This is a genomic window from Candidatus Kosakonia sp. 282A-S69 (assembly GCF_029433855.1).
GTDB lineage: Bacteria > Pseudomonadota > Gammaproteobacteria > Enterobacterales > Enterobacteriaceae > Kosakonia > Kosakonia cowanii_A.
Map to the genome: position 1 here is coordinate 1,525,472 of NZ_JAROAU010000003.1, position 23,836 is coordinate 1,549,307.

Sequence of the window (23,836 nt, forward strand, 5' to 3'; positions counted from 1 at the left end):
ACCATGAATTCAGAAAATGTGTGCTACCCGTTATGATAGGTCACAAATTGCAGTTTGATGAATTAGCGGAGCCGCTTTGAGCGACACGAATTACGCCATTATTTACGATCTACACAGCCATACGCTCGCCTCTGATGGCCTGCTTTCCCCCGAGGCGCTGGTGCACCGCGCGGTCGAGATGCGCATCGGTACGCTGGCGATCACCGATCACGACACCACAGATGCCATTCCTGCCGCCCGCGCTGAGATCGCCCGCGCCGGGCTGGATCTCAACCTCATTAGCGGGGTGGAGATCTCTACGCTTTGGGAAAATCATGAGATTCATATTGTCGGGCTGAATATTGATATCGACCATCCGGCAATGCGTGCTTTTCTGGAGCAACAATCCCAGCGGCGTACCGAGCGCGCAAAGCTTATCGCCGAGCGGCTGGAGAAAGCGCACATTCCCGGCGCACTGGAAGGCGCAATGCGGCTGGCGCAGGGGGCGAATGTGACACGCGGACACTTTGCCCGCTTCCTGGTGGAGCAGGGTAAAGCGGGCAATATGGCCGATGTTTTCAAAAAGTATCTTGCCCGCGGCAAAACGGGTTACGTTCCGCCGCAGTGGTGTACAATAGAACAAGCCATTGATGTGATTCATCATTCTGGCGGAACGGCGGTAATGGCTCATCCGGGGCGTTATAATCTTTCCGCCAAATGGCTCAAAAGACTGCTGGCGCATTTTGCTCAATGCGGCGGTGAGGCGATGGAAGTCGCCCAATGCCAGCAGGCGCCTAATGAGCGAACCCAGCTGGCGGAGTATGCCCGTCAGTTCGGTCTGTTAGGGTCGCAGGGGTCTGATTTTCATCAGCCCTGTCCCTGGATTGAACTGGGACGCAAACTTTGGCTTCCGGCGGGCGTCCACGGCGTCTGGTCGGCGTGGGAGCAGCCGCAGAACGACACAGAGAGGGTTGTATGAGTCAGTTTTTTTATATTCATCCAGATAATCCGCAGCCACGTTTAATCAATCAGGCCGTCGATATCGTGCGCAAAGGCGGCGTTATCGTCTATCCCACCGATTCGGGTTACGCGCTGGGCTGCAAACTCGAAGACAAAGGGGCGATGGAGCGTATTTGCCGCATCCGTCACCTGCCGGACGGTCACAACTTTACGCTAATGTGCCGCGATCTCTCCGAACTCTCCACCTACGCTTTCGTCGATAACGTGGCGTTTCGCCTGATCAAAAACAACACGCCGGGTAACTACACCTTCATCCTGAAAGGGACCAAAGAGGTGCCGCGTCGGCTGTTGCAGGAGAAGCGTAAAACTATCGGCCTGCGTGTGCCGTCGAACCCGATTGCGCTGGCCCTGCTGGAGACGCTGAATGAGCCGATGCTCTCGACGTCGCTGATGCTGCCGGGCAGCGAGTTTACCGAGTCAGATCCCGATGAGATCAAGGATCGGCTGGAGAAGCTGGTGGATCTGGTGATTCACGGCGGCTATCTCGGCCAGCAGCCGACGACGGTGGTCGATCTGACCGACGATGCGCCGGTAGTGATCCGCGAAGGCGTCGGCGACGTTAGGCCTTTCTTATAGCGGCGCAAGTCGCTATACTACGCGGCCATTTCAGACGCGGCTTAAGCCGGGCTGATGACCCTATTCGACGCCTGTGAAGGCGATAAATCACCAAGATAAATCAAAGTGTTAGCGTTAACCTCATGAAATGTATAACAAAGTGGGTGACGCTATGAGGAACAGAGTGTACAACAAGACTCCTCGATTCACGACAAAGCGCGGCAACGTCTACTACATTAATTTTCGACTTCCAGACGGAACATTTTTCCGGCGAAGCCTAGGCACTGATTCATTGCAAGCGGTCGAAGTTACGATGTCCCGCCTTAGCGCATACATCCCCCTCGTTCAAAGTGGTTCGTTATCTGTCGAACAGTTCAAATTGCATATTGACGGTTTCAGAGAAGCCACACAGAGAGACTTTGATACTTATCTGTTGGACTGGCTCAGGATAGGCGTTGATGAAGCTAAACGAATGCCGGAACTTGGACGTTTGCGACGCCAGATCGATCCTGATTCCTCAATCTCACCAACTGCCAGCGTTACCGCAGCTAAAGGCTATGCTGATGTTTATCTGAATCGTGTGTATAGCGGCGATGATTCAACGGCGCGGATGCTGCTTGCCACTTTGTTCAAGAAGAAGATTTCATACGACCAAAATGGTGTTGAGCAGGCTTACGAAGTGGCGGGGCAGATTGATATGCATCAGACCATGCTCTATCAAGCCTATGAAGCATTCTATTCTGGTGATCTTGTCCGTTATCGCTCTTTAGTCGAAGAGATGCAATTCAAGCTAACTGAAGCGGAACGGCTGAAAAAGCCAGCAGCTAAAAAAGTTGTCGCGTCTGCGTCTGAGCCTGAAAGTCACGGCACTCCTCTGCTCTCTGTTGCATGGAAGATGTTCATCAAAGAGAAAGGCAAGGGCTGGGCGGCGGCTGTAGCTAACGAAAACCAGCGGTTCTATGATGTGTTGCTGCACGTTATCGGTGATCTTCCTGTCGGAGTGATCACGAAGCAGCACATTCGCCTGGTTTTAGAAGTGATTGAAAACTTACCGCGCCGGAACAAAAAGCCGTACTCGGAAATGACGCTTCCAGAATGTGTCGATTTCGATGTTCCTGAAGAAGATTTACTGAGCAGTGCCAACGTCCAAAAGCATCTTAAAATTTACTCCTCTTTCTTCAAGGTCTTTCTGAAGGATGAAAAGGATATTTTAGAGAAAGCCCCTACCGAAGGGATCAAATACGAAGTGATGGAAAACAAGGGCGGCTCTTATTCAAAACCTGAGATGCAGCGCCTTGTGAAGTATCTGAATACCTGCACCGATTGGCGACGAGATTATTTTCTGACTCTGATTTATACCGGAGCACGCCGGGGCGAAATTGCTGTGATCCGTAAAGAGCACATTCGTGAGGATGAGGAATCACGGCGCTGGTATATATTCATTGACGGCGGTAAAACTGATCAGGCGGTGCGGCAGATACCGTTAAGCACAACCTTAGATAAGTTACTTTTAGCGCGAATTAAATCGCTCAAACCTACTGATCCAGTCTTCGGTGATCTGCCAACGTATGAGCAAATCGGGCTTGAGTGGCACAGCATCATGGCTGATTGTAAAATACAAAAGTTTAATGAATTTGGACAGAAGAGGGTGATCCATGCCCTTCGTCACACTTTCATTTCAGAGGCTATGACAAAGGCGTTGCCCGTAATGGTGCAGTTCTGCGTCGGACACTCACGAACCCAATCGTTAGGCATCACAGCAAGATACACACATAGGCCGCCGTTGAGAGATTTGCTCCCGGTGGTTGATTGCATAAACTGGTAATATGGTAGGGCATTGGTTTGCCCAAACTTGATGGAAGATAAAATGAAAACTTCATTGATACTCTTATTGCTGGTTTGCACAGCCTCGTCTGCTGTTGCTTGCGATTATGAATACAACACTGACGATGGCTCTACTGTATGCGCCACAAGCGGTGATAAGGAAGTAACTATTACCACGGAAGACGGGGATGAGCACAGCGGTGAATGGGTAGATAATGGTGTTGTGCAGGATAGTGAAACTGGCGAACAATTGACAGTAACTAACTAGCGTATCATCAGCTTGTCGCCTAAATACTAGTAGTTGATGTACCACTGATTATGTTAATGAGACCTATTCTCAATTATGGCCTGTCGTGGTAAAATAATAACTCAAGGAATTCAGTTATTACTACATGAGGACATTGTGCATATTGAATTCAATTTGCCTGCGTTCGACCCTCCATCGTTAGATGAACGTAAACGGATGGCAACGATCCTGAAGTCAGCCAGGTTAACGCTGACAACTTCCCGTATTAATGTTTTGTACCATCTAACCAGGACCGTTATCCCAAGTACGGCTCTCGAACTTTCAAGACTCCTGAACGTCCCACTTTCCACTACGCACCGCAATTTATCCGTACTGTCTAAGGCTGGGTTGGCTGACTATATCATTGACCGCACAGGCGTATCTCGCTGGTTCTTGGTCTCCGCTAACTCCGCTAATTTTTGCCCATGTTGCAATCAGGAATACACTCGCGCCAGCCAAGCCCTTGCGAATCATAAAATCCAGTGGTAATCTAATAGAAGTTTCTGGTTCAATACGGAAACGTTTCTGAGTAAAAAATCTTATGATGCCTGTATTCCAACACCAGAAATGGTGCGGGTGTGCTGGGCTTTTTGCGTTTCTATTTTCTACTGGTTTTTATTAATACCCGTATAAATCTGTATAAGGATCTACATCTATCTGACACTCTAAAAGGAGGCGTATGCAGCAACCTGTTTTATCTTTACCCCAATCCATCAATTTACTGACATCTCATCGTGACAACGGTCATTACACTCTGATCCATTCTACAACGTATATTCATAATGGTTTGGCTTACAAGCTCAATCATGACCCGTTAAGTAAACGTAGTAGCCCAATACGAAAAGAAATTATCGATAGGTTCATCGAACAACTACACGCTATGCTTTCACACTACGATGAACTGTTCGCTTTTCGTTTTGACTTATCTGTACCAGAAGGAATGTCCGTTGCTGAAAGCAACAAATTGGTTAGCAAGTTGTTTACCAAGCTACGTGGTGAGTTCACAGCAAAGTCATGGAATGGTCAGCGAATAGTAAACTGCGGATATGGCTGGGGTGGAGAAATTGAAACGGCTAAACAGCTTCATTATCATTGCTGGATTGCTCTACCATATTTTCAAGTTAGAACGGCAGGTTTTGCGGATACAGGTATAGTAGGACGAATCAACCGTATCTGGTCTGAGCTAACCAATGGAGCTTCTCGTGTCCATGTACCTGAAGGTAGATACAGAATCAAAAGAGGTGATCACGGCTCGCTGGTGGACATGGTCGAAAGAATCTCATATATTGCCAAAAACCGTGGGAAGTATTCTACTGGCAAAGGACAGCAAACATTTTCAGCCTCAAGGGTAAAATTTAAGACGGCTATTACGTTGCATTGAAAATCCTTCACAGGAAACCCTGTATTCAATTTTAAGTCACTAGCAGTACCAACCATTACCTCTATATTAAAAACCTAACAGAGAGTCATACAGGCTGTCTGGCAGGGGGCTTTGTCCTCTGTCTCGATTGAATTTAATTTATTGGCTGTGATTCCCAGTGTTCTTGAAAATCAACCAAGGGGCTACTGCTTTGATCGCGGTAGCCCTTTTTTATTTTCTCAACTTTATTCACCACTAAGAAATGTTGTCTAAAAGTACAACATTTTTCTGCTGAGTGAGTCAGTCGCTTGATGAATTTTTGAAGGAATACAGCTATGACAATATTTCTTAGATAGCTTCAAATTCACAGGAAATCCTTACGCAGTTTCGATAATCCACTTTGTAATCCAGATGTCAAGCTCTTCAGAAGCGCTTTGAGCTATGTTTTTTAACCAGTGATCTCTTTCATCTTTTGGCAGAATTTTTGCTGATCGGAGAATAGCCCTTTTACCTCTTTCACCTACGGAATATACCTGTTTTTTAGAATCTCTGACCCAGGCTACATTTTTAGATGTCAACGCCGCAAGCGCTTGGATTTCTACTGAAGCGCTTTGAAATACAAATTTTCGGATTTCTGGGATCTGGAGAAGTAATTCATTAGTTGAATAAAACCACTCAACCCAGTACCTAACCATATTCTGCTGGCTTGAGGTCGAGTGAATAATGGAAGTTAATTTATCAGTGTTTAATGAAATCCAATCCTTATTTAATAGTGTTTGGAAGTAAAGAATTACATCATTTATTACTGGGGAGAAGAAGTCAAAGTTATCAAAAATAAGATCCGATACGAACTCGATTCGATTGATTTTAGCTTTTCTAATCAAAACACGAGCAAGGCCCAAATCAACAGTGTCTCGCTTTAATAATTGCTCTGATATATATTTTAGATGTTCTTCAAGGTCTGGTTTTTCTTCAACTCGTATTTTTTCATACTTAACGACTCCTGAGTATGGATTAAAAACTTCAAGTGTCTTGAATATTTCAACTTTTTCAATTTCATACTGGTTATGCAGAACGCTCTCAGCATATGCGGCCGTTTCTTGAATAAAAGTCTTTTCAGATGCAAGTGTTAATCGATGAGATTCATGCAGATATAGAGTGATTTTTTCTAAGATTTTTTCAAGTTCATCTTTGGAGTTGGAAAATATCCTTATATCATCGACATATCGGGTATGTTTGACTCCAAAGTTTGATATGTACTGATCTATGTCTATTAATACTGCTTCAGACATAATTATACTTGCGGCTGGTCCGACAGGGACACCTTGCGAAGCTTTATCATTCAATGATGAAATAAATCTTTCAGTGTCATCGGCTATAATATCCAAGCTCGGGTCGGCTAATTTTATTGCGTTATTAAGCCTGTGAAGATAAATCTGATTGTAAAAGTCAGTAATGTCAGTCACTAATATGAATTGGTGTTGTTCTGATAAGTTTTCAATCATATCAGTAAAAATTTTGAATCCAGCATTTTTATCGAAAAAACCACTTTCATCAAGAACAAATCTATATGAACAAGCAATATTTTTATCTGCTCTAGCTAGCTCGATTTTCTCAGCTATCAAATAAGCCAGCGCGGTATAAACAATAGTATCCAAAGGCTCTAGCTGATGGACGATTCTGTAACTGCCTGAGGGTTTTTTTGACGCCATTGTCAAAGGATGTTTAGTTCTAAGTTTCCCGACATTGCTTGCTAAAAGGTGTTTTTTAACATCATCCCAGCAGTGCCAGATAGCCTCGAATTCGAAAGCTTTTGGAAAGAAATCAGAATCGTAGTAATGCTCAATATGTTTTTTTGCAAATTCTATAGAATCTTCTGTAAGTTTGCCCATAAATCATATTCGCTAATTATGTTTATTAGATACACACACTTTGAGAGTGTGCAAAGGGGTGATTCGACAGCATTTTATGTGATAAATCGTAGGATGACAATTACATTGGCGTATTGATAATTATACTATTTTAATGTTCCAATTTCTCTTTATGGTCGGTAGGCTCAATCCAAGTTCAGCGGCTGTTTTAGATTGGCTCAGGCCTTTATCCTTGGCTTCCTGTACGCGTTTTTGGGTTTCTTTTGCCACAGGACGACCCAGCTTTTTGCCTTCTTTTTTCGCTCGCTCCAGACCTTCTTTAGTGCGCTCTGTAATACGGGATTTTTCAAACTCAGCAAACGCTGAGAACATTTGAAGCATCAACTTTCCTTCAGCACTGGCAAGATTGCTCGCAGGCAGATCCATCGAAACGACATCAATTCCTTTGTCTACAAGCATCGAGATTGTTTGCTGTACATCGATGTTGTCACGCCCCAAGCGATCCAACTTAAGTACAACTAACTTATCCCCGGCTTCCAGTTTATGGTTAACGAGGTCGGAGAAAGCCTTACGCTTCATCGCCTGCACTCCACCGGAGACAACCTCCGACACTACGCGGTTATCAAGTACATCATAGCCAGCCTGACGAATCGCCATGATTTGGTTTTCGGTTGTCTGCTCGCTGGTGGACACACGGCAATATGCAAAAGTGCGGCTCATAACATCCTCTTAAGTGGTATCAATTAAGGGTATCATAATTAATTATCGGTATCTTAATGTCAATATGCTAATTTGTTGATACCAGTTTTGAGGGGGATAGGTTGGTATCGTAAAACGTTCGATTGTTGATACCAGCAATCAGCACGATAGAACAGGCCGCTGATAGCTGATATTTGAAAAACATGAAGAGTACACCTTTCATACAGAAGTAGGGTGCTTGATCCATATGTTCATGTGTTGCTGATATTTTAAGCAGTCGATCTTCAGCGAGGGGGCATTGTTAAAAGTACAGGTACAGCGGGGGAAGGATTCAGGGGATGAATCCCCTGAACTGTTGTTACTCAATCAGACCACTCAGTGGTGATATCGTTACATAGATGTAGTTATTGTCGCGTTCCTCAATAGTGATCGGCATATCGATACCATTCGACAGCACTGCCTTAGCGCGGTAGTGCTTATCTGAAACCTTTTTGACGTCCTCGACGGCAAGGCATTGCACATCACTCTTTTTATCTTTGAAAATCGATGTGGTGATTTCACAGGCTGATATCTTCAGGGCTTCGTTATCATCAATGGTAGAACTGATAAAAGCCGAACCAAGTACAATGGCAACGTAAATGAGCAGCCAGTGCCATTTTTTCATCCCTGCATCCCTGGCGCGCCCATAAACGTAAATCGGTGGAAAAACGACAATACCTAAGGCAGAGCCAACAAAACCCACATAGCTTTCATCTGTTTTCTTCAACTCCCGCAAATCCAGGAATACACAGATAAGCGCTACCACGCAGAAGACCACAAATGCAGCCTTATCGTTCATGGTGAAGAAGTAAGCCAATGGAAGCACTGATGGCGCTGCCATGTAGAGATAGAAGTAAATGTTATTATTTTTCAATTGTTTGAAATCCATGATCACAATCCTTTCATGCTGTGAAATAGAACAATCAGATAGTTACACTGAGTTTGAGATGTAGAAACAAAGCGGCAAATTGCCGAACACCATCGATTACTTTAATCGATTGAAATTATTAAATCGATCGATGAAACTGATCAATGTAGTTACTATAATCTTGTGTGCAAAATTTGTGCACCACACCACTGATACACCAACGAACTAGCGACAGGAGAGATGAAGATGCGAGGCTACGCAGTTATGTTTTGTTGTCTGTTGGCGGCATTCAACGCTGACGCAGGCCGTATAACGATGAGCAATCCGAAACAGTCCACCACTGAGAACGGTCACACACTTTGCGTCTACACCAACAGCATCTACACCTTTACTTACATCACAAAGTCGAAAAATTGCCCGTACAGCAAAAGCTTTAACACGAATGAAAGTGAGTAAATCTGGGGGTTATGGGCTTTAACAAACTACACCCCATCGAAATGGGGTCAAATGTGACTTTCCCCATCTGTGCACAGTCTTCTGTGTGCCAGAAGCGGAAGTTGAACTAATGCGCCATTTTAACTTGTAAGGAGTAGATCACTTTTTATGTTCCTAAACATAAATACTAGATCAGCATTATCGACCAAATTCGCATATAATAATTGATTGAGTAGTATATTATATGTTTAGTTTTAAATTGAAACTTGCCATTCAGTTCGTATGAACAGTTAAGGAGTTACTTTGTTATTGGAAAAAGACAAACTTGACGAGTTTAGTAAACGTGCGGATGAATACATCATCAAAGGTGATCACGTTTCTTTATCTGTGTTAGTCGAGAGTTTTACAGAACGGGATTTCACCTTTACTCACCCCTTATATGAGGCACATTATCTATACTGCTTAGGAAATTGTTACTCTGTACTTTATGAAACACGTAAAACGGAGTGGTATTCAGATGATTTGATGAAATCGGTTATTTTCTACAGGAAAGCTTTACATGCGCTACCTAAAGAAGACTGGAGAGAACACAATAATAATGCTCATGCGTATAATAGTCTTAGGTCTATGATCGAGACAAATTTAGCTAATCGCCTTTCATCACAAGGCAGAACGCTATGTTGCATTCCTCATTATGATAAAGCTATTTCTATAGATAATAATTTCGTGGCAATTATAGCAAAAGCCAATAATGAAATTTTCCTTGGTCATTCACTTTATGATAATGGGCATTCAGAATATCATTACTATATTGCTTATGAGCTTGTAAGAAAAGGAATTGAGAATATTGATCAACTATATCCTGAACAAAGAGCGCCACTTGAGGAAGGTGGCAAATTATTAAACTTTAAAAAATGGTTCGAGGAGTTATTTGAAATATCGGACTTCGATTATTTTAAAGAGTACGCTGAAAAAACCAAATCCAAAAAGCAAAAAAATTATTTAGAATGGTGCGCTAGAAAAAAACTCTTTCTTAATGATTTGAATGATGCTTGTGAGTACCCGATTACTTATCAGGATGTTTTCGAATTACCCTCATTTGTTCAATCGCTTAATAGCTCGCTCACCATGTCTGAAGAATTATCTTATCACGGTAATTATGATGAGTTAAAAAATGATTACTGTTATGCTCGGTACTTGATTTTTTCTTCAAAAGATATCCCAGATGATACCCCTCATATGTTCAACTCAACATATCAACACGTTGAAGATATGACTTACTCAATTAATAACTTGAAGGTTGCTCAGTATAAGTCAGCATTCAGAATAGTATATTCAATATTTGATAAGGTAGCATATTTAATTAGCCGCTTCTTTGATTTGAATGATCTAAAGCATGATAAAAAAATCAGCATAGATAATTTGTTTCGTGATTTTACAGGGAGCGGTAATAAATGGAAACCACACAATAAGCTGAAGGATAGCGACAATCATTTTATTCATGCTTTATTCTTTATATTAAAAGATATCCGCAAGGTCGGTGACTCTGATTCAGCAACAAAGTGGTTAGATCCAAATGCAGTGGCGTTTGCAGAAATTAGAAATGCTATGGAACATCGTTCATTAAAAATAGTTGATGATTTTGGCTATGAACTTGCAACATCACATAATACTTACAATGATGAAGAATTTAGTAGGATGAAAGAAGACGTTAATGCGCTACTAGATGAAATTAGGGAGAGGGGGTTAAAGTTGGAGCAAGCCAGAAAAGAGGGTGTTAGTTATTTGGCTCAACAGCTCGAAGAGGATGTTAATAAGATGAATTCAAGGCTTACAGATCTAAAATCAAAGATCTATGAAAAAGAAAAACTATCTTCTCACTCTCTTTTAATACCAATAAGCCAATTTGAATCAAGACTTATTCAACTCATTGGATTAGCTAGAAACTCAATAATCTATTTATCATTAGCTATCCATTTTGAAGAACGTAGACGTCCAATAGATGGTATCTACATGCCAAGAGAAGTACCACTAAAGCAAAGTTTGTGAATGTTCCAAGCGCTTTTTTAATGTCAAGATGAAACTTATTCCATATGGGGCATTAATGCCCCTGAGTTGCTCCAGTAAATTAATTTACAACAACTTCAGCGCCGCAGATGCCTGACGTATAGTTGAACGAAGCCACCTTATCGGCCAGCATCACTCATTAAAGAAAACCCGCTTCGGCGGGTTTTTGCTTTCTAAAGGGAAATACAGGGAGTGTGTCTCTGGCTTTTTGACAGCCAAGGAATGCTGGTTTTTTTTTGCTTAAAACATAATCAATATCTACATTATATGTTGATGAACATGGTGTACAACAAAGTAGGTTACAACATGGTGAACATCGCGTATAATGACTTTCATCAAAACATGCTAACGCATTGATTTATATAAATTTGTTATTATCAAGCCGACGCCTGTGAAGGCGACATAAAGGATGCTCTATGAGCGAGAAACTACAGAAAGTGCTGGCGCGGGCCGGCCACGGCTCTCGCCGTGAAATCGAAACTATTATCCAGGCAGGCCGCGTCAGCGTTGATGGCAAAATCGCCACGCTGGGCGACCGCGTCGAGGTCACGCCGGGGCTGAAAATCCGTATTGATGGTCATCTCATTTCGGTGAAAGAGTCCGTCGAACAGATCTGCCGCGTACTGGCTTATTACAAACCGGAAGGCGAGCTCTGCACCCGTAACGATCCGGAAGGGCGCCCGACAGTGTTTGACCGTCTGCCGAAACTGCGCGGTGCGCGCTGGATTGCCGTTGGGCGTCTGGACGTTAACACCTGCGGCCTGCTGCTGTTCACCACTGATGGTGAACTGGCGAACCGCCTGATGCACCCGAGCCGCGAAGTCGAGCGCGAATACGCCGTGCGTGTATTTGGCGAAGTGGATGACGCGAAGCTGCGCGATCTGTCGCGCGGTGTGCAGCTGGAGGATGGTCCGGCAGCGTTTAAGACCATCAAGTTCAGTGGCGGTGAAGGCATTAACCAGTGGTACAACGTTACGCTGACCGAAGGGCGCAACCGCGAAGTGCGTCGCTTGTGGGAAGCGGTTGGTGTACAGGTGAGCCGTCTTATCCGCGTACGCTACGGCGATATTCCGTTGCCGAAAGGGCTACCGCGCGGCGGCTGGACCGAGCTGGATCTGGCGCAGACTAACTACCTGCGCGAGCTGGTCGGTCTTGATGCTGAGACGCAATCAAAAGTCGCGGTGGAGAAAGATCGCCGTCGCATGAAAGCGAATCAGATCCGTCGCGCCGTGAAACGGCACAGCCAGCCGGGTGGTGGTAAACCTGCCGGTGGTAATCGCCGCCCGGGTGGCGGACGTGCTAAAAACGATTAACAAAAAAGGGGCGTAAGCCCCTTTTTCATCTCTAATAGTCGATGCCGATCTGCGCTTTGATCCCTGCCTCGAAGGCATGTTTCACTGGTCGCAACTCGCTGACGGTGTCCGCCACGTCGATAATGTCGCGATGGCAACCTCGTCCGGTAATGATCACCGTCTGCATTGGCGGGCGGTTTTGCAGGGCGGTTAACACCTTCTCCAGCGGCAAATAGTCGTACGCCACCATGTAGGTCAACTCATCCAGCAGCACCATATCCAGCGCCGGATCGGCGAGCATCCGCTCGGCATGCTGCCATGCTTCGAGGCAGGCGGCGGTATCGCTTTCGCGGTTTTGCGTGTCCCAGGTAAAGCCGGTGGCCATCACCTGAAACTCGACGCCCAGCGGCTCAAGCAGGTTACGCTCTCCGTTTGGCCAGGTGCCCTTAATAAACTGAATCACGCCTACCTTTTTACCATGCCCGACGGCGCGCGTGGCGGTGCCGAAGGCCGCAGTGGTTTTACCTTTGCCGTTGCCGGTGAAGACGATAACAATCCCGCGCTCATCCTGGGCGGCGGCGACCCGTGCGTCGACGCGCTCTTTTACCCGCTGCTGGCGCTGCTGATAACGTTCGTCACTCATTGCGCGATACCCGGCTTGCGCCCCGGTTGCGCATCGAATGTCATGCCGGTTTTTCGGCGGCTGTCATCACCCATCAGCCACAAATAGAGCGGCATAATGTCGGCGGGGGTTTTAAGCTTCTGCGGATCTTCCGTCGGGAAGGCGCTGGCGCGCATGCTGGTGCGCGTTCCGCCGGGATTAATGCAGTTGACGCGCAGCCGGCTCTGGTACTCTTCGGCCAGCACCTGCATCATCCCTTCGGTGGCAAACTTCGACGTCGCATACGCGCCCCAGTTAGCACGCCCCTGGCGACCGACGCTGGAGGAGGTAAAGACCAGCGAACCGCAGTCTGATTTGAGCAATAAAGGAAGCAGCGCCTGGGTGAGGTAGAACGTGGCATTAACGTTGACCTGCAACACTTCGTTCCAGACAGCCGGATCCTGCTCGCTCATCGGGCAGATGTCGCCGAGCAGCCCGGCGTTATGCAGCACGCCATCCAGATGGGGTGTGGTTGTTGCGATTTCACTGGCGAGTTGCTGGCACGCTTCGGGGGTGCAGATGGACATATCGAGGATAAACCACTGCGCAGCCTGGCCTTCACTGTTCACCTGCTGTGCAACCTGGCGCAGTTTCTCTTCATTTCGACCCAGCAGAATCAGGCTGGCGCCGTGGCGGGCATAGGTTAATGCCGCCTCTTTTCCAATACCGTCGCTGGCACCGGTGACAAGAATGATGCGACCGTTTAGCAGGTCGCGTTTGGGCTGATAGTGCACTCTGTCTCCTCAGGCCGCAGCCTGTAATCACCTTCACGTGTTGGTTTTATGCCTTAAACGTCCGGCTATTTCAATCGGTGAAGGGGAGAGTTACACACCCTTTACCTTAAGGAGTGCTAAAAATTTCAGCAACATGGCGAAGCCGCCGCACGGTTGGCGCGAGACGCGCTCGTACGGCTCATGTACACTGAGCCGATTATTGAGTGAAGTCACCGAGGTGGTATGCATGGAATTACTCTCTGAATATGGTCTGTTTTTAGCCAAAGTCGCCACTGTGGTGGTTGCGGTAGCGATCGTGATGACGCTTATCATCAATATGCGCCAGCGCAAACGTCAGCGCGGCGAGCTGAAGATCACCCGTTTGAATGAGCACTATAAAGAGATGCAGGAGGAGATGTCCGTCGGCCTGATGGATGCTCACCAGCAGAAGCAGTGGCATAAGGCGCAGAAGAAAAAGCTGAAGGCAGATGCCAAGGCTGCGAAAGCGCAGGCGAAGGCGGGCGTGTCAAAAGAACCGGCTAAACCGCGTGTTTACGTGCTCGACTTTAAAGGCAGCATGGATGCCGGAGAGGTGCACGGCCTGCGCGAAGAGATCACCGCCGTGCTGAGCGTGGCAACGCCGAATGATCAGGTGCTGCTACGTCTGGAAAGCCCCGGCGGCGTGGTGCACGGCTACGGTCTGGCGGCCTCACAGCTGCAGCGCCTGCGCGATAAGCAGATCCCGCTTACCGTTGCCGTGGATAAAGTTGCCGCCAGCGGCGGGTATATGATGGCCTGCGTGGCGGACAAAATTGTCGCCGCGCCGTTTTCCATCATTGGCTCCATTGGCGTGGTGGCACAGGTTCCCAACTTCAACCGATTCCTGAAAAGCAAAGATATTGATATCGAACTGCATACCGCCGGGCAGTACAAGCGCACGCTGACGCTGCTGGGTGAGAACACGGAAGAGGGGCGGCAGAAGTTTCGTGAGAACCTCAATGAGACTCACGATCTCTTTAAAGGGTTTGTCAGCCAGATGCGACCGCAGCTTGATATTGAGCAGGTAGCGACCGGCGAGCACTGGTACGGTAGCCAGGCGCTGGAGAAGGGGCTGGTGGATGACGTCGGTACCAGCGATGAGCTATTACTGGGGCTGATTCAGGAGCATGAAGCGATCGGTGTGCGCTATCAACAGCGTAAAAAATTGCTGGAGCGCTTTACCGGTAGCGCAACAGAAAGCGTCGACCATCTGCTGATGCGCTGGTGGCAGCGCGGGCAAAAACCGATGATGTAATCAAAAACGCGAGGCTCAGGCCTCGCGTTTTTGGTTAATCGATCAGGTGGTACTTTTCAGAAAGTTCATGGGCTAAATATTTGAACATATTGAATACCGCTGTGCTTTTCCCCGTCGGCAACCCTTGCTCATCCAGGTAGTACTCTCCGCTAAACACCAGCACGCCGTTGCGTTGGGTCACACCGGTGGCTTCAATGCCCGCCAAAGTGTCGTCATGATCGCGGATTAACTGATTTGCCAGCTCAAGCAGCGCCTGACGATCGATAGGCTGAGATGTCATGCTCATTTTCCTCCTCCTCAATTTTTGTCGAAGTTTACCGCTGGTCGCGGTGAGGGGCAAATTTTCCCTTGTTTTGTGAGGGGTTTACGGACTCGCTAACCTGGCGCGATGCGTTTTTGCATGCTAATAAAGTTGCTTAACAAATTTTATCAGGTACAGTGTGACGCTTTCGTCAATCTGGCAACAGAATTGCTTGACATTCGACCGGATTATCGTCTTGCTATACCACGCTGATATGAAAAAGCCTGAAATCTCAGTCACCTGAATACCTCTATTCGCGTGGCCGGCGAGGTGAAAGGGTTGATATCCATTGACGCTGCCGCAATAGTGTCTGTTTATCAGTGGATGTGACGCAACACGCGACGCATTTCCGGAAGAATACAATAGGTAAAGGTGAATATGGGTAAAGCTCTCGTTATCGTTGAGTCCCCGGCAAAAGCCAAAACGATCAATAAATATCTCGGCAATGACTACGTGGTGAAATCCAGCGTGGGGCATATCCGTGATTTGCCGACCAGTGGCTCAGCACCTAAAAAGAGCGCAGACTCCACCGCCACCAAGCCGGCTAAGAAGCCTAAAAAGGATGAGCGGGGCGCGCTGGTCAATCGCATGGGCATTGACCCGTGGCACAACTGGGACGCGCATTATGAAGTGCTGCCCGGTAAAGAGAAGGTGGTTTCCGAGCTGAAATCCCTGGCTGAAAAAGCTGACCACATCTATCTCGCAACCGACCTTGACCGCGAAGGGGAAGCCATTGCATGGCACCTGCGGGAAGTGATCGGCGGCGACGAAACACGTTACAGCCGTGTCGTGTTTAACGAAATTACCAAGAATGCGATTCGTCAGGCCTTTGAAACGCCTGGTGAGCTAAATATCGACCGTGTCAACGCCCAACAGGCGCGCCGCTTTATGGACCGCGTAGTGGGCTATATGGTCTCGCCGCTGCTGTGGAAAAAGATCGCGCGTGGTTTGTCCGCAGGTCGAGTACAGTCCGTCGCGGTTCGCCTGGTGGTGGAGCGCGAGCGCGAAATCAAAGCGTTTGTTCCGGAAGAGTTCTGGGAAATTGACGCGGCGACGGCAACGCCGGGCGGCGATTCGCTGCCGCTGCAGGTGACCCACGAAGGGGACAAAGCCTTCCGTCCGGTAAACCGCGAGCAGACGATGGCGGCGGTCAGCCTGCTGGAAAAAGCGCGCTATACCGTTATTGATCGTGAAGATAAGCCGACCAGCAGCAAGCCTGGCGCGCCGTTTATTACCTCCACGCTGCAGCAGGCCGCCAGTACGCGTCTTGGCTACGGCGTGAAGAAAACGATGATGATGGCTCAGCGACTTTATGAAGCGGGTTACATCACCTATATGCGTACCGACTCCACCAACCTGAGCCAGGACGCGGTCAGCATGGTACGTAGCTATATCGGCGATAATTTTGGTAAAAAATATCTGCCAGAAAACGCCAACCAGTACGCCAGCAAAGAGAACTCGCAGGAAGCGCACGAAGCGATTCGTCCTTCCGATGTGAATGTGCTCGCCGAATCGTTAAAAGATATGGAAGCGGACGCGCAGAAGCTCTATCAACTGATCTGGCGCCAGTTTGTCGCCTGTCAGATGACACCGGCGAAATATGACTCCACCACGCTCACGGTTGGCGCGGGTGATTTCCGCCTGAAAGCGCGTGGACGTATCCTGCGTTTCGATGGCTGGACGAAAGTGATGCCTGCACTGCGTAAGGGCGATGAAGATCGTACCCTGCCGGCGGTTAATAAAGGTGATGAGCTGACGCTGGTTGAACTGACACCTGCCCAGCACTTTACTAAACCCCCTGCGCGTTTTAGCGAAGCATCGCTGGTGAAAGAGCTGGAAAAACGCGGTATCGGCCGTCCGTCCACCTATGCGTCGATCATCTCGACCATTCAGGATCGCGGCTATGTGCGTGTTGAAAACCGCCGTTTCTACGCGGAAAAAATGGGTGAAATCGTCACCGATCGTCTGGAAGAGAACTTCCGTGAGCTGATGAACTACGACTTCACCGCGCAGATGGAAGATAGCCTCGACCGCGTTGCGAACCACGAAGCCGAATGGCGCAACGTGCTGGACAGCTTCTTTGGCGATTTCTCGCGTCAACTGGAGCAGGCTGAACAGGATCCGGAAGAGGGCGGCATGCGCCCGAACCAGATGGTGCTGACCAGCATCGACTGCCCGACCTGCGGTCGCAAGATGGGTATTCGTACCGCCAGCACCGGCGTCTTCCTGGGTTGTTCAGGTTATGCGCTGCCGCCGAAAGAGCGCTGTAAAACCACCATCAACCTCATTCCGGAAAATGAAGTGCTCAACGTGCTGGAGGGTGACGACGCCGAAACCAACGCGCTGCGTGCTAAACGCCGCTGTCAGAAGTGCGGTACGGCGATGGACAGCTACCTGATCGATCCGAAACGCAAGCTGCATGTCTGCGGTAATAACCCGACCTGCGATGGCTACGAGATCGAAGAGGGCGAGTTCCGCATTAAGGGTTATGACGGTCCGATCGTTGAGTGTGAAAAGTGTGGGTCTGAAATGCATCTGAAGATGGGGCGTTTCGGTAAATATATGGCCTGTACCAACGACGATTGTAAAAATACGCGTAAAATCCTGCGCAATGGTGAAGTTGCGCCGCCGAAAGAAGATCCGGTGCCGCTGCCGGAGCTACCGTGCGAGAAATCAGACGCCTATTTCGTGCTGCGTGACGGTGCGGCGGGTGTCTTCCTCGCGGCTAACACCTTCCCGAAATCACGTGAAACCCGTGCGCCGCTGGTGGAAGAGCTCTATCGCTTCCGCGATCGCCTGCCGGAGAAGCTGCGCTATCTGGCCGATGCGCCGCAGGAAGATCCGAACGGCAATAAGACCATCGTGCGGTTTAGCCGTAAAACCAAGCAGCAGTATGTCGCCTCCGAGAAAGAGGGAAAAGCAACCGGCTGGTCCGCTTTTTATATCGACAACAAATGGACTGAAGCGAAAAAGTAATCGCTATCAAGCACCTACCGAAAAGGGCCGGGTAATCCGGCCCTTTTTATTCATCTGTTATTATTCTTTGTTCCTCGCTATACACAGAAGCTATAAATGATATAGTGGTTATAGTTTTTCTCTTTTTTATTATCAAATCGTCTTAAGCGCGCGCCGCTTGCCTCATTCGGATGGTCTGTCATGAAATTACAGCAGCTTCGCTACATTGTTGAGGTGGTCAACCACAACCTCAACGTCTCTTCTACGGCTGAAGGCCTCTATACTTCCCAGCCTGGCATCAGCAAGCAGGTGCGGATGCTTGAAGATGAACTCGGTATTCAAATCTTTGCCCGAAGCGGAAAGCATCTCACGCAGGTAACGCCAGCGGGGCAGGAGATTATCCGCATCGCACGCGAGGTGTTGTCCAAAGTCGAGGCCATTAAATCGGTCGCAGGCGAGCACACCTGGCCGGATAAAGGCTCGCTTTACGTCGCGACCACTCATACGCAGGCGCGCTATGCGCTGCCAAACGTGATTAAAGGCTTTATTGAGCGCTATCCCCGCGTTTCGCTGCATATGCATCAGGGCTCGCCGACACAAATCGCTGAGGCGGTTTCGAAAGGCAATGCCGACTTTGCGATTGCCACCGAAGCGCTGCATCTCTATGACGACCTGGTGATGTTACCGTGCTACCACTGGAACCGCTCGATTGTAGTGACGCCCGACCATCCGCTGGCGGCGAAGCAGTCGGTGTCAATTGAGGAGCTGGCGCAGTATCCGCTAGTCACTTACACGTTTGGTTTTACCGGCCGATCCGAGCTCGATACGGCTTTCAATCGCGCCGGGTTGTCGCCGCGCATTGTCTTTACTGCGACAGATGCCGATGTGATTAAAACTTATGTCCGCCTCGGTTTAGGCGTTGGGGTGATTGCCAGCATGGCGGTCGATCCCGTATCGGACCCGGATCTGGTGAAACTTGATGCCGATGGCGTCTTCAGCCACAGCACAACAAAGATAGGTTTTCGCCGCAGCACCTTCCTGCGTAGCTATATGTATGATTTTATTCAGCGCTTTGCGCCACATTTAACGCGTGATGTCGTCGATGCTGCCGTGGCGTTGCGCTCCAATGACGATATCGAAGCGATGTTTAAAGATATTAAGCTGCCGCAAAAATAATACCGAGGGGTATCTTATTGCCCGAAAAGATACCCATAATGCCGTCTAAACCTAAATTAGAATTATCATCAACTCTGATAAAATCCCTTTGCAGAGTGATTGACGTCACATTTCAAATCCGCACCGTCTCTATTTTGCGACAAACATAGAAACTAAATAGCAACTCTGCAAATCCCTTACTTCAATTATTTATTTGTTGTCAAAAGATTAAATATTTCTTTGGAAATGGTGAGTAAATTCACTGGATTTTCCGCTAAAGTTCTTTTAGGATTTGTCTCATCCCATGATTACTAATACCGATTGTTGGTGCACAGAATGATAAGCGATGTCGATTGTACGAGGTTAGCAATGCCAACAGGAAGTGAAGAGCCGCAAAGGGACCCTGAGCTGAAGCGTAAAGCCTGGCTGGCGGTATTTCTTGGCTCTGCCTTGTTCTGGGCAGTGGTTGCGTTACTGGTCTGGAAATTTTGGGGGTAAAATGGCGATAGCAAGTCGATGCGAACCCGTTAAGCGAGTGTGTCAGATTCATGACACGCCACCGAAAGCAAAAAACAAAGCGGTGACCGTTCTGCCGGCTTCCTGGAAGCTCACGCCGCAGCAGAAAGCTTTTATTGACGCCTTTGCTGAAGACGACATCAAAAAACAATAAATATACCAGTAAGATCAATGTGGGGAATTATCCCGCTATTCATTGACGTGCTCTTTTGTACTCTTTAATTAATACGCAGCATAAATGAATTGAGTAAAAACTCAGTTTTGATGAATAGTTTCATGAGGTAAATTTTTATGATTAATAACCTTGGTATGAAATATTGGTCATGGCTTACAGCGTTCTCGGTTTCCGCCCTCGTCTGGGGTGAAGTGATCTGGCTGGCTCTGCAGTAACGAATTGAAAAACCTCGCCTCGGCGGGGTTTTTTATTATCCCCGTCTCATCCCCACCCGTAAGATTTTCCCTTTTGTAGCAATTTTAGGTGTTATCAAAACGTTACGATATGTTTGTGTTATCTTTAATACAGACCCTGATAAGCATCAGGGTAAAGCTATCCCTGTTATAAAGGAGGAGCACATGTCGTCGACCCTACGCGAAGCCAGTAAGGACACGTTGCAGGCAGAGAACAAAACGTACCACTACTACAGCTTGCCGCTGGCTGCGAAACAACTTGGGGATATTTCGCGCTTACCGAAGTCCCTGAAAGTGTTACTTGAGAACCTGCTGCGCTGGCAGGATGGTGAATCTGTCACCGAAGAGGATATCCAGGCTCTGGCCGGCTGGCTTAAAAACGCCCATGCTGACCGGGAAATCGCCTATCGCCCGGCCAGGGTATTGATGCAGGATTTTACCGGCGTACCGGCTGTGGTTGACCTCGCCGCCATGCGCGAAGCGGTTAAACGCCTCGGCGGCGATACCGCCAAAGTGAACCCGCTCTCACCGGTCGATCTGGTGATTGACCACTCGGTCACCGTTGACCACTTCGGTGATGATGACGCATTCGAAGAGAACGTGCGTCTGGAGATGGAGCGTAACCACGAGCGCTACGCTTTCTTACGCTGGGGCCAGCAAGCTTTTAGCCGCTTCAGCGTCGTGCCGCCGGGCACCGGTATTTGCCACCAGGTCAACCTCGAGTATCTGGGGAAAGCGGTCTGGAGCGAGTTGCAGGATAAAGAGTGGATCGCCTATCCGGACACGCTGGTCGGCACCGATTCGCATACCACCATGATCAATGGTCTCGGCGTGCTGGGCTGGGGTGTGGGCGGGATTGAGGCCGAAGCCGCGATGCTTGGTCAACCCGTATCGATGCTTATTCCCGATGTGGTCGGTTTCAAACTGACCGGCAAATTGAGTGAAGGCATTACTGCAACGGATCTCGTTCTCACCGTGACGCAAATGCTGCGTAAACATGGTGTGGTCGGCAAGTTTGTCGAGTTTTATGGCGACGGGCTGGACTCGCTGCCGCTGGCTGACCGCGCAACCATCGCCAACATGGCGCCAGAGTATGGTGCAACCTGCGGCTTCTTCCCGATTGATAGCGTCACGCTCGGCTACATGCAACTGAGCGGGCGTAGCGATGAGCAGGTCGCGCTTGTTGAAGCCTACGCGAAAGCGCAGGGGATGTGGCGTAATCCGGGCGATGAGCCGGTCTTTACCAGTACCCTGGCGCTCGATATGGGCGATGTTGAGGCGAGCATCGCCGGGCCGAAGCGTCCGCAGGATCGCGTTACCCTCAATGAAGTGCCCAAAGCCTTTGCCGCCAGCACCGAGCTGGAACTTAACACTGCGCAGAAAGATCGCAAACCTGTCGTCTATGTTCATAAAGGACATCAATATGAGCTGCCGGACGGGGCCGTCGTGATCGCCGCAATTACCTCCTGTACCAATACCTCTAACCCCAGCGTATTGATGGCGGCCGGCCTGCTGGCGAAGAAAGCTGTCACTCTCGGTCTGAAACGCCAGCCATGGGTGAAAGCCTCGCTGGCGCCGGGATCGAAAGTGGTCTCCGATTATCTGGCGCAGGCGCGCTTAACGCCCTATCTTGACGAACTGGGCTTTAACCTCGTCGGTTACGGCTGCACAACCTGTATCGGTAACTCCGGCCCGCTGCCGGAACCTATCGAGCAGGCGATCCGCGAAGGCGATTTGACCGTTGGCGCGGTGCTGTCGGGTAACCGTAACTTCGAAGGGCGTATCCACCCGCTGGTGAAAACTAACTGGCTTGCCTCGCCGCCGCTGGTTGTCGCTTATGCGCTGGCCGGAAATATGAATATCAATCTTGCAACCGACCCGCTTGGTGTCGATCGCAAAGGCGATCCGGTCTATCTGAAAGATATCTGGCCATCGAGCGCCGAAATCGCGCGCGCGGTTGAGCAGGTATCAACCGATATGTTCCGTAAAGAGTACGCGGAGGTGTTTGAAGGGACCGATGAGTGGAAATCGATCCAGGTTGAGCGCTCGGATACTTACAGCTGGCAGGATGACTCCACCTATATCCGGCTGTCCCCCTTCTTTGACGAGATGCTGGCGGAGCCGAAACCGGTTGAGGATATCCATGGTGCACGTATCCTCGCCATGCTGGGCGATTCGGTGACTACCGACCATATCTCACCTGCGGGAAGTATCAAAGCGGACAGCCCGGCTGGGCGTTATCTGCAAAGCCACGGCGTAGAGCGGGGCGATTTTAACTCCTACGGTTCGCGCCGCGGCAACCATGAAGTGATGATGCGCGGGACCTTTGCCAATATCCGCATTCGTAATGAAATGGTTCCAGGCGTGGAGGGGGGGATGACGCGCCATCTGCCCGGCAGGGAAGTGATCTCTATCTATGACGCGGCGATGCGTTATCAGCAAGAGGGCACGCCGCTGGCGGTGATCGCCGGGAAAGAGTATGGCTCCGGCTCAAGCCGTGACTGGGCAGCGAAAGGGCCTCGTCTGCTGGGGATCCGCGTGGTCATTGCCGAATCGTTCGAACGTATTCACCGCTCGAACTTGATCGGTATGGGTATCCTGCCGCTGGAGTTCCCGCAGGGCGTGACGCGTAAGACGTTAGGCCTGACCGGGGAAGAGCGGCTGGACGTTGCCGATCTGCAGAATATCAAACCAGGCGGTGAACTGCCGGTGACCTTAACGCGCGCCGATGGTTCGCAAGAGGTGATTCCATGCCGCTGCCGTATTGATACCTCGACAGAGCTGACCTACTACCGCAACGACGGTATCCTGCACTATGTTATCCGCAATATGCTCAACTAAACAAAAAGGCCTGCTTTTGCAGGCCTTTTTTATCACTTCAGCAGGTGTCCCATTTTTTCCGCTTTAGTATCAAGATAGTGCTCATTCTCCGGATTGCGCCCCACAATCAGCGGCACGCGCTCGACGATGTTGATCCCGGCTTCGGTCAGAATCTCCACTTTCTTCGGGTTATTGGTCAGCAGACGCACTTCATCCACCGCCAGTAATTTGAACATATCGGCGCAGAGGGTGAAGTCACGCTCGTCGGCGGCAAAACCAAGCTGATGGTTTGCTTCAACGGTGTCATAGCCCTGATCCTGCAATGCATAGGCGCGAATCTTGTTCAGCAAGCCGATATTACGGCCCTCCTGCCGATGGTAGACCAGGACACCGCGGCCCTCTTCAGCAATGTGATTGAGCGCTGCTTCAAGCTGGAAGCCGCAGTCGCAGCGCAGGCTGAACAGTGCATCGCCGGTTAAACACTCGGAGTGGACACGTGCGAGAACGGGCAACTGCCCGGAAATATCACCATAGACCAGGGCCACATGATCCTGTCCGGTTGCCAGTTCTTCAAAACCCACCATCAGGAAGTCGCCCCATGGGGTTGGCAGTTTGGCTTCTGCCACACGTTTAAGTTGCATGTAAATCTCCGGATTATTTGGGCGCAGCGCGCACCGTTAACCTGTAAATTTTCTGAATGGCGCCATTCTGCCACAAG

At 49.0% G+C, this 23,836-nt stretch carries 22 protein-coding genes; 15 read left to right on the plus strand and 7 right to left on the minus strand.

All coding sequences use genetic code 11. From position 1 onward, the window contains the following. The first annotated feature begins 76 nt into the window (after nucleotides 1–76). The 5 genes from rnm (at nucleotide 77) to PU683_RS12930 (ending at nucleotide 5,045) form a co-directional block, all read left to right on the plus strand. Complete coding sequence (gene rnm, locus PU683_RS12910; protein WP_277172034.1) at nucleotides 77–958, plus strand: RNase RNM; 882 nt, start codon at nucleotides 77–79, stop codon at nucleotides 956–958. Further along, nucleotides 955–1,575 carry an L-threonylcarbamoyladenylate synthase gene (locus PU683_RS12915; RefSeq protein ID WP_124968203.1) on the plus strand — a complete coding sequence of 207 codons (621 nt, stop codon included), beginning with the start codon at nucleotides 955–957 and terminating at the stop codon, nucleotides 1,573–1,575. The genes rnm and PU683_RS12915 overlap by 4 nt, the downstream gene beginning before the upstream one ends. Nucleotides 1,576–1,738: 163 nt before the next feature. Next, complete coding sequence (locus PU683_RS12920; protein WP_277172036.1) at nucleotides 1,739–3,379, plus strand: tyrosine-type recombinase/integrase; 1,641 nt, start codon at nucleotides 1,739–1,741, stop codon at nucleotides 3,377–3,379. A 42-nt stretch (nucleotides 3,380–3,421) separates the two neighbouring features. Beyond that, nucleotides 3,422–3,646: a hypothetical protein gene (locus PU683_RS12925; RefSeq protein WP_106926597.1), complete on the plus strand. Its 225-nt coding sequence runs from the start codon at nucleotides 3,422–3,424 to the stop codon at nucleotides 3,644–3,646. 697 nt (nucleotides 3,647–4,343) lie between these two features. Then, nucleotides 4,344–5,045 carry a YagK/YfjJ domain-containing protein gene (locus PU683_RS12930; protein WP_277172039.1) on the plus strand — a complete coding sequence of 234 codons (702 nt, stop codon included), beginning with the start codon at nucleotides 4,344–4,346 and terminating at the stop codon, nucleotides 5,043–5,045. Between the two features lie 356 nt (nucleotides 5,046–5,401). On the opposite strand, the gene PU683_RS12935 is transcribed toward PU683_RS12930, so the two are convergent. The 3 genes from PU683_RS12935 to PU683_RS12945 all read right to left on the minus strand — a co-directional run bounded on the left by PU683_RS12935 (nucleotide 5,402) and on the right by PU683_RS12945 (nucleotide 8,522). After that, nucleotides 5,402–6,916 (minus strand): RNA-directed DNA polymerase, encoded by a 1,515-nt coding sequence (locus PU683_RS12935; protein ID WP_277172041.1) that lies wholly within the window; start codon nucleotides 6,914–6,916, stop codon nucleotides 5,402–5,404. A gap of 120 nt (nucleotides 6,917–7,036) precedes the next feature. Beyond that, nucleotides 7,037–7,615, minus strand: a complete 579-nt coding sequence (locus PU683_RS12940) for a recombinase family protein (protein WP_277172043.1) — start codon at nucleotides 7,613–7,615, stop codon at nucleotides 7,037–7,039. Nucleotides 7,616–7,952: 337 nt separating this feature from the next. Then, nucleotides 7,953–8,522, minus strand: coding sequence for a hypothetical protein (locus PU683_RS12945; protein WP_277172045.1), 570 nt, complete (start codon nucleotides 8,520–8,522; stop codon nucleotides 7,953–7,955). Nucleotides 8,523–8,747: 225 nt separating this feature from the next. Between PU683_RS12945 and PU683_RS12950 the strand changes: the two genes are divergently transcribed. The 3 genes from PU683_RS12950 to rluB all read left to right on the plus strand — a co-directional run bounded on the left by PU683_RS12950 (nucleotide 8,748) and on the right by rluB (nucleotide 12,316). Continuing rightward, a complete protein-coding gene (locus PU683_RS12950; RefSeq protein ID WP_277172047.1) occupies nucleotides 8,748–8,957 on the plus strand; it encodes a hypothetical protein in 210 nt (69 codons plus the stop codon). A gap of 288 nt (nucleotides 8,958–9,245) precedes the next feature. Next, nucleotides 9,246–10,985, plus strand: a complete 1,740-nt coding sequence (locus tag PU683_RS12955) for an LA2681 family HEPN domain-containing protein (protein WP_277172049.1) — start codon at nucleotides 9,246–9,248, stop codon at nucleotides 10,983–10,985. A 434-nt stretch (nucleotides 10,986–11,419) separates the two neighbouring features. After that, the gene (gene rluB / locus PU683_RS12960; protein WP_277172051.1) at nucleotides 11,420–12,316 is read left to right on the plus strand and encodes a 23S rRNA pseudouridine(2605) synthase RluB; all 897 of its coding nucleotides are present in this window, start codon (nucleotides 11,420–11,422) and stop codon (nucleotides 12,314–12,316) included. Between the two features lie 31 nt (nucleotides 12,317–12,347). Here the strand turns inward: rluB and cobO are convergent, their stop codons facing one another. Together cobO and PU683_RS12970 are read right to left on the minus strand one after the other, a co-directional pair. Then, nucleotides 12,348–12,938, minus strand: a complete 591-nt coding sequence (gene cobO / locus PU683_RS12965; RefSeq protein WP_277172053.1) for a cob(I)yrinic acid a,c-diamide adenosyltransferase — start codon at nucleotides 12,936–12,938, stop codon at nucleotides 12,348–12,350. After that, nucleotides 12,935–13,690, minus strand: a complete 756-nt coding sequence (locus PU683_RS12970; protein ID WP_277172055.1) for a YciK family oxidoreductase — start codon at nucleotides 13,688–13,690, stop codon at nucleotides 12,935–12,937. The genes cobO and PU683_RS12970 overlap by 4 nt, the downstream gene beginning before the upstream one ends. Nucleotides 13,691–13,916: 226 nt before the next feature. Here PU683_RS12970 and sohB point away from each other — a divergent pair, with 226 nt between their 5' ends. Continuing rightward, complete coding sequence (sohB, locus tag PU683_RS12975; protein ID WP_277172057.1) at nucleotides 13,917–14,963, plus strand: protease SohB; 1,047 nt, start codon at nucleotides 13,917–13,919, stop codon at nucleotides 14,961–14,963. A gap of 34 nt (nucleotides 14,964–14,997) precedes the next feature. Here sohB and PU683_RS12980 read toward each other — a convergent pair whose 3' ends face one another. Next, nucleotides 14,998–15,249 carry a YciN family protein gene (locus tag PU683_RS12980; RefSeq protein WP_277172059.1) on the minus strand — a complete coding sequence of 84 codons (252 nt, stop codon included), beginning with the start codon at nucleotides 15,247–15,249 and terminating at the stop codon, nucleotides 14,998–15,000. A gap of 393 nt (nucleotides 15,250–15,642) precedes the next feature. On the opposite strand from PU683_RS12980, the gene topA reads away from it, so the two are divergent. The 6 genes from topA (at nucleotide 15,643) to acnA (ending at nucleotide 23,139) form a co-directional block, all read left to right on the plus strand. After that, nucleotides 15,643–18,240: a type I DNA topoisomerase gene (gene topA, locus PU683_RS12985; protein WP_277172061.1), complete on the plus strand. Its 2,598-nt coding sequence runs from the start codon at nucleotides 15,643–15,645 to the stop codon at nucleotides 18,238–18,240. Between the two features lie 180 nt (nucleotides 18,241–18,420). Beyond that, a complete protein-coding gene (gene cysB / locus PU683_RS12990; protein ID WP_277172063.1) occupies nucleotides 18,421–19,395 on the plus strand; it encodes an HTH-type transcriptional regulator CysB in 975 nt (324 codons plus the stop codon). A 315-nt stretch (nucleotides 19,396–19,710) separates the two neighbouring features. Further along, nucleotides 19,711–19,872 carry a YmiA family putative membrane protein gene (locus PU683_RS12995; RefSeq protein WP_076769923.1) on the plus strand — a complete coding sequence of 54 codons (162 nt, stop codon included), beginning with the start codon at nucleotides 19,711–19,713 and terminating at the stop codon, nucleotides 19,870–19,872. A gap of 1 nt (nucleotide 19,873) precedes the next feature. Then, nucleotides 19,874–20,044, plus strand: coding sequence for a hypothetical protein (locus PU683_RS13000; RefSeq protein WP_277172065.1), 171 nt, complete (start codon nucleotides 19,874–19,876; stop codon nucleotides 20,042–20,044). A gap of 137 nt (nucleotides 20,045–20,181) precedes the next feature. Further along, nucleotides 20,182–20,280 (plus strand): small membrane protein YmiC, encoded by a 99-nt coding sequence (ymiC, locus tag PU683_RS13005; RefSeq protein ID WP_277172068.1) that lies wholly within the window; start codon nucleotides 20,182–20,184, stop codon nucleotides 20,278–20,280. A 183-nt stretch (nucleotides 20,281–20,463) separates the two neighbouring features. Next, complete coding sequence (gene acnA / locus PU683_RS13010) at nucleotides 20,464–23,139, plus strand: aconitate hydratase AcnA (protein ID WP_277172069.1); 2,676 nt, start codon at nucleotides 20,464–20,466, stop codon at nucleotides 23,137–23,139. A gap of 32 nt (nucleotides 23,140–23,171) precedes the next feature. Here the strand turns inward: acnA and ribA are convergent, their stop codons facing one another. Further along, on the minus strand, nucleotides 23,172–23,759 hold the full coding sequence (gene ribA / locus PU683_RS13015; RefSeq protein WP_277172071.1) for a GTP cyclohydrolase II: 588 nt from the start codon (nucleotides 23,757–23,759) through the stop codon (nucleotides 23,172–23,174). Nucleotides 23,760–23,836 lie beyond the last annotated feature (77 nt).

Bases quoted from the DNA above. Each gene is read 5' to 3' on its own strand.
- PU683_RS12915 (WP_124968203.1), top strand. From the start codon at position 955: ATGAGTCAGTTTTTTTATATTCATCCAGATAATCCGCAGCCACGTTTA.
- cysB (WP_277172063.1), top strand. From the start codon at position 18,421: ATGAAATTACAGCAGCTTCGCTACATTGTTGAGGTGGTCAACCACAAC.
- PU683_RS13000 (WP_277172065.1), top strand. From the start codon at position 19,874: ATGGCGATAGCAAGTCGATGCGAACCCGTTAAGCGAGTGTGTCAGATT.
- PU683_RS12930 (WP_277172039.1), top strand. From the start codon at position 4,344: ATGCAGCAACCTGTTTTATCTTTACCCCAATCCATCAATTTACTGACA.
- PU683_RS12925 (WP_106926597.1), top strand. From the start codon at position 3,422: ATGAAAACTTCATTGATACTCTTATTGCTGGTTTGCACAGCCTCGTCT.
- PU683_RS12980 (WP_277172059.1), bottom strand. From the start codon at position 15,249: ATGAGCATGACATCTCAGCCTATCGATCGTCAGGCGCTGCTTGAGCTG.
- topA (WP_277172061.1), top strand. From the start codon at position 15,643: ATGGGTAAAGCTCTCGTTATCGTTGAGTCCCCGGCAAAAGCCAAAACG.
- acnA (WP_277172069.1), top strand. From the start codon at position 20,464: ATGTCGTCGACCCTACGCGAAGCCAGTAAGGACACGTTGCAGGCAGAG.
- PU683_RS12940 (WP_277172043.1), bottom strand. From the start codon at position 7,615: ATGAGCCGCACTTTTGCATATTGCCGTGTGTCCACCAGCGAGCAGACA.
- PU683_RS12945 (WP_277172045.1), bottom strand. From the start codon at position 8,522: ATGGATTTCAAACAATTGAAAAATAATAACATTTACTTCTATCTCTAC.
- ribA (WP_277172071.1), bottom strand. From the start codon at position 23,759: ATGCAACTTAAACGTGTGGCAGAAGCCAAACTGCCAACCCCATGGGGC.
- ymiC (WP_277172068.1), top strand. From the start codon at position 20,182: ATGATTAATAACCTTGGTATGAAATATTGGTCATGGCTTACAGCGTTC.
- cobO (WP_277172053.1), bottom strand. From the start codon at position 12,938: ATGAGTGACGAACGTTATCAGCAGCGCCAGCAGCGGGTAAAAGAGCGC.
- PU683_RS12950 (WP_277172047.1), top strand. From the start codon at position 8,748: ATGCGAGGCTACGCAGTTATGTTTTGTTGTCTGTTGGCGGCATTCAAC.
- rluB (WP_277172051.1), top strand. From the start codon at position 11,420: ATGAGCGAGAAACTACAGAAAGTGCTGGCGCGGGCCGGCCACGGCTCT.
- sohB (WP_277172057.1), top strand. From the start codon at position 13,917: ATGGAATTACTCTCTGAATATGGTCTGTTTTTAGCCAAAGTCGCCACT.
- PU683_RS12995 (WP_076769923.1), top strand. From the start codon at position 19,711: ATGATAAGCGATGTCGATTGTACGAGGTTAGCAATGCCAACAGGAAGT.
- PU683_RS12935 (WP_277172041.1), bottom strand. From the start codon at position 6,916: ATGGGCAAACTTACAGAAGATTCTATAGAATTTGCAAAAAAACATATT.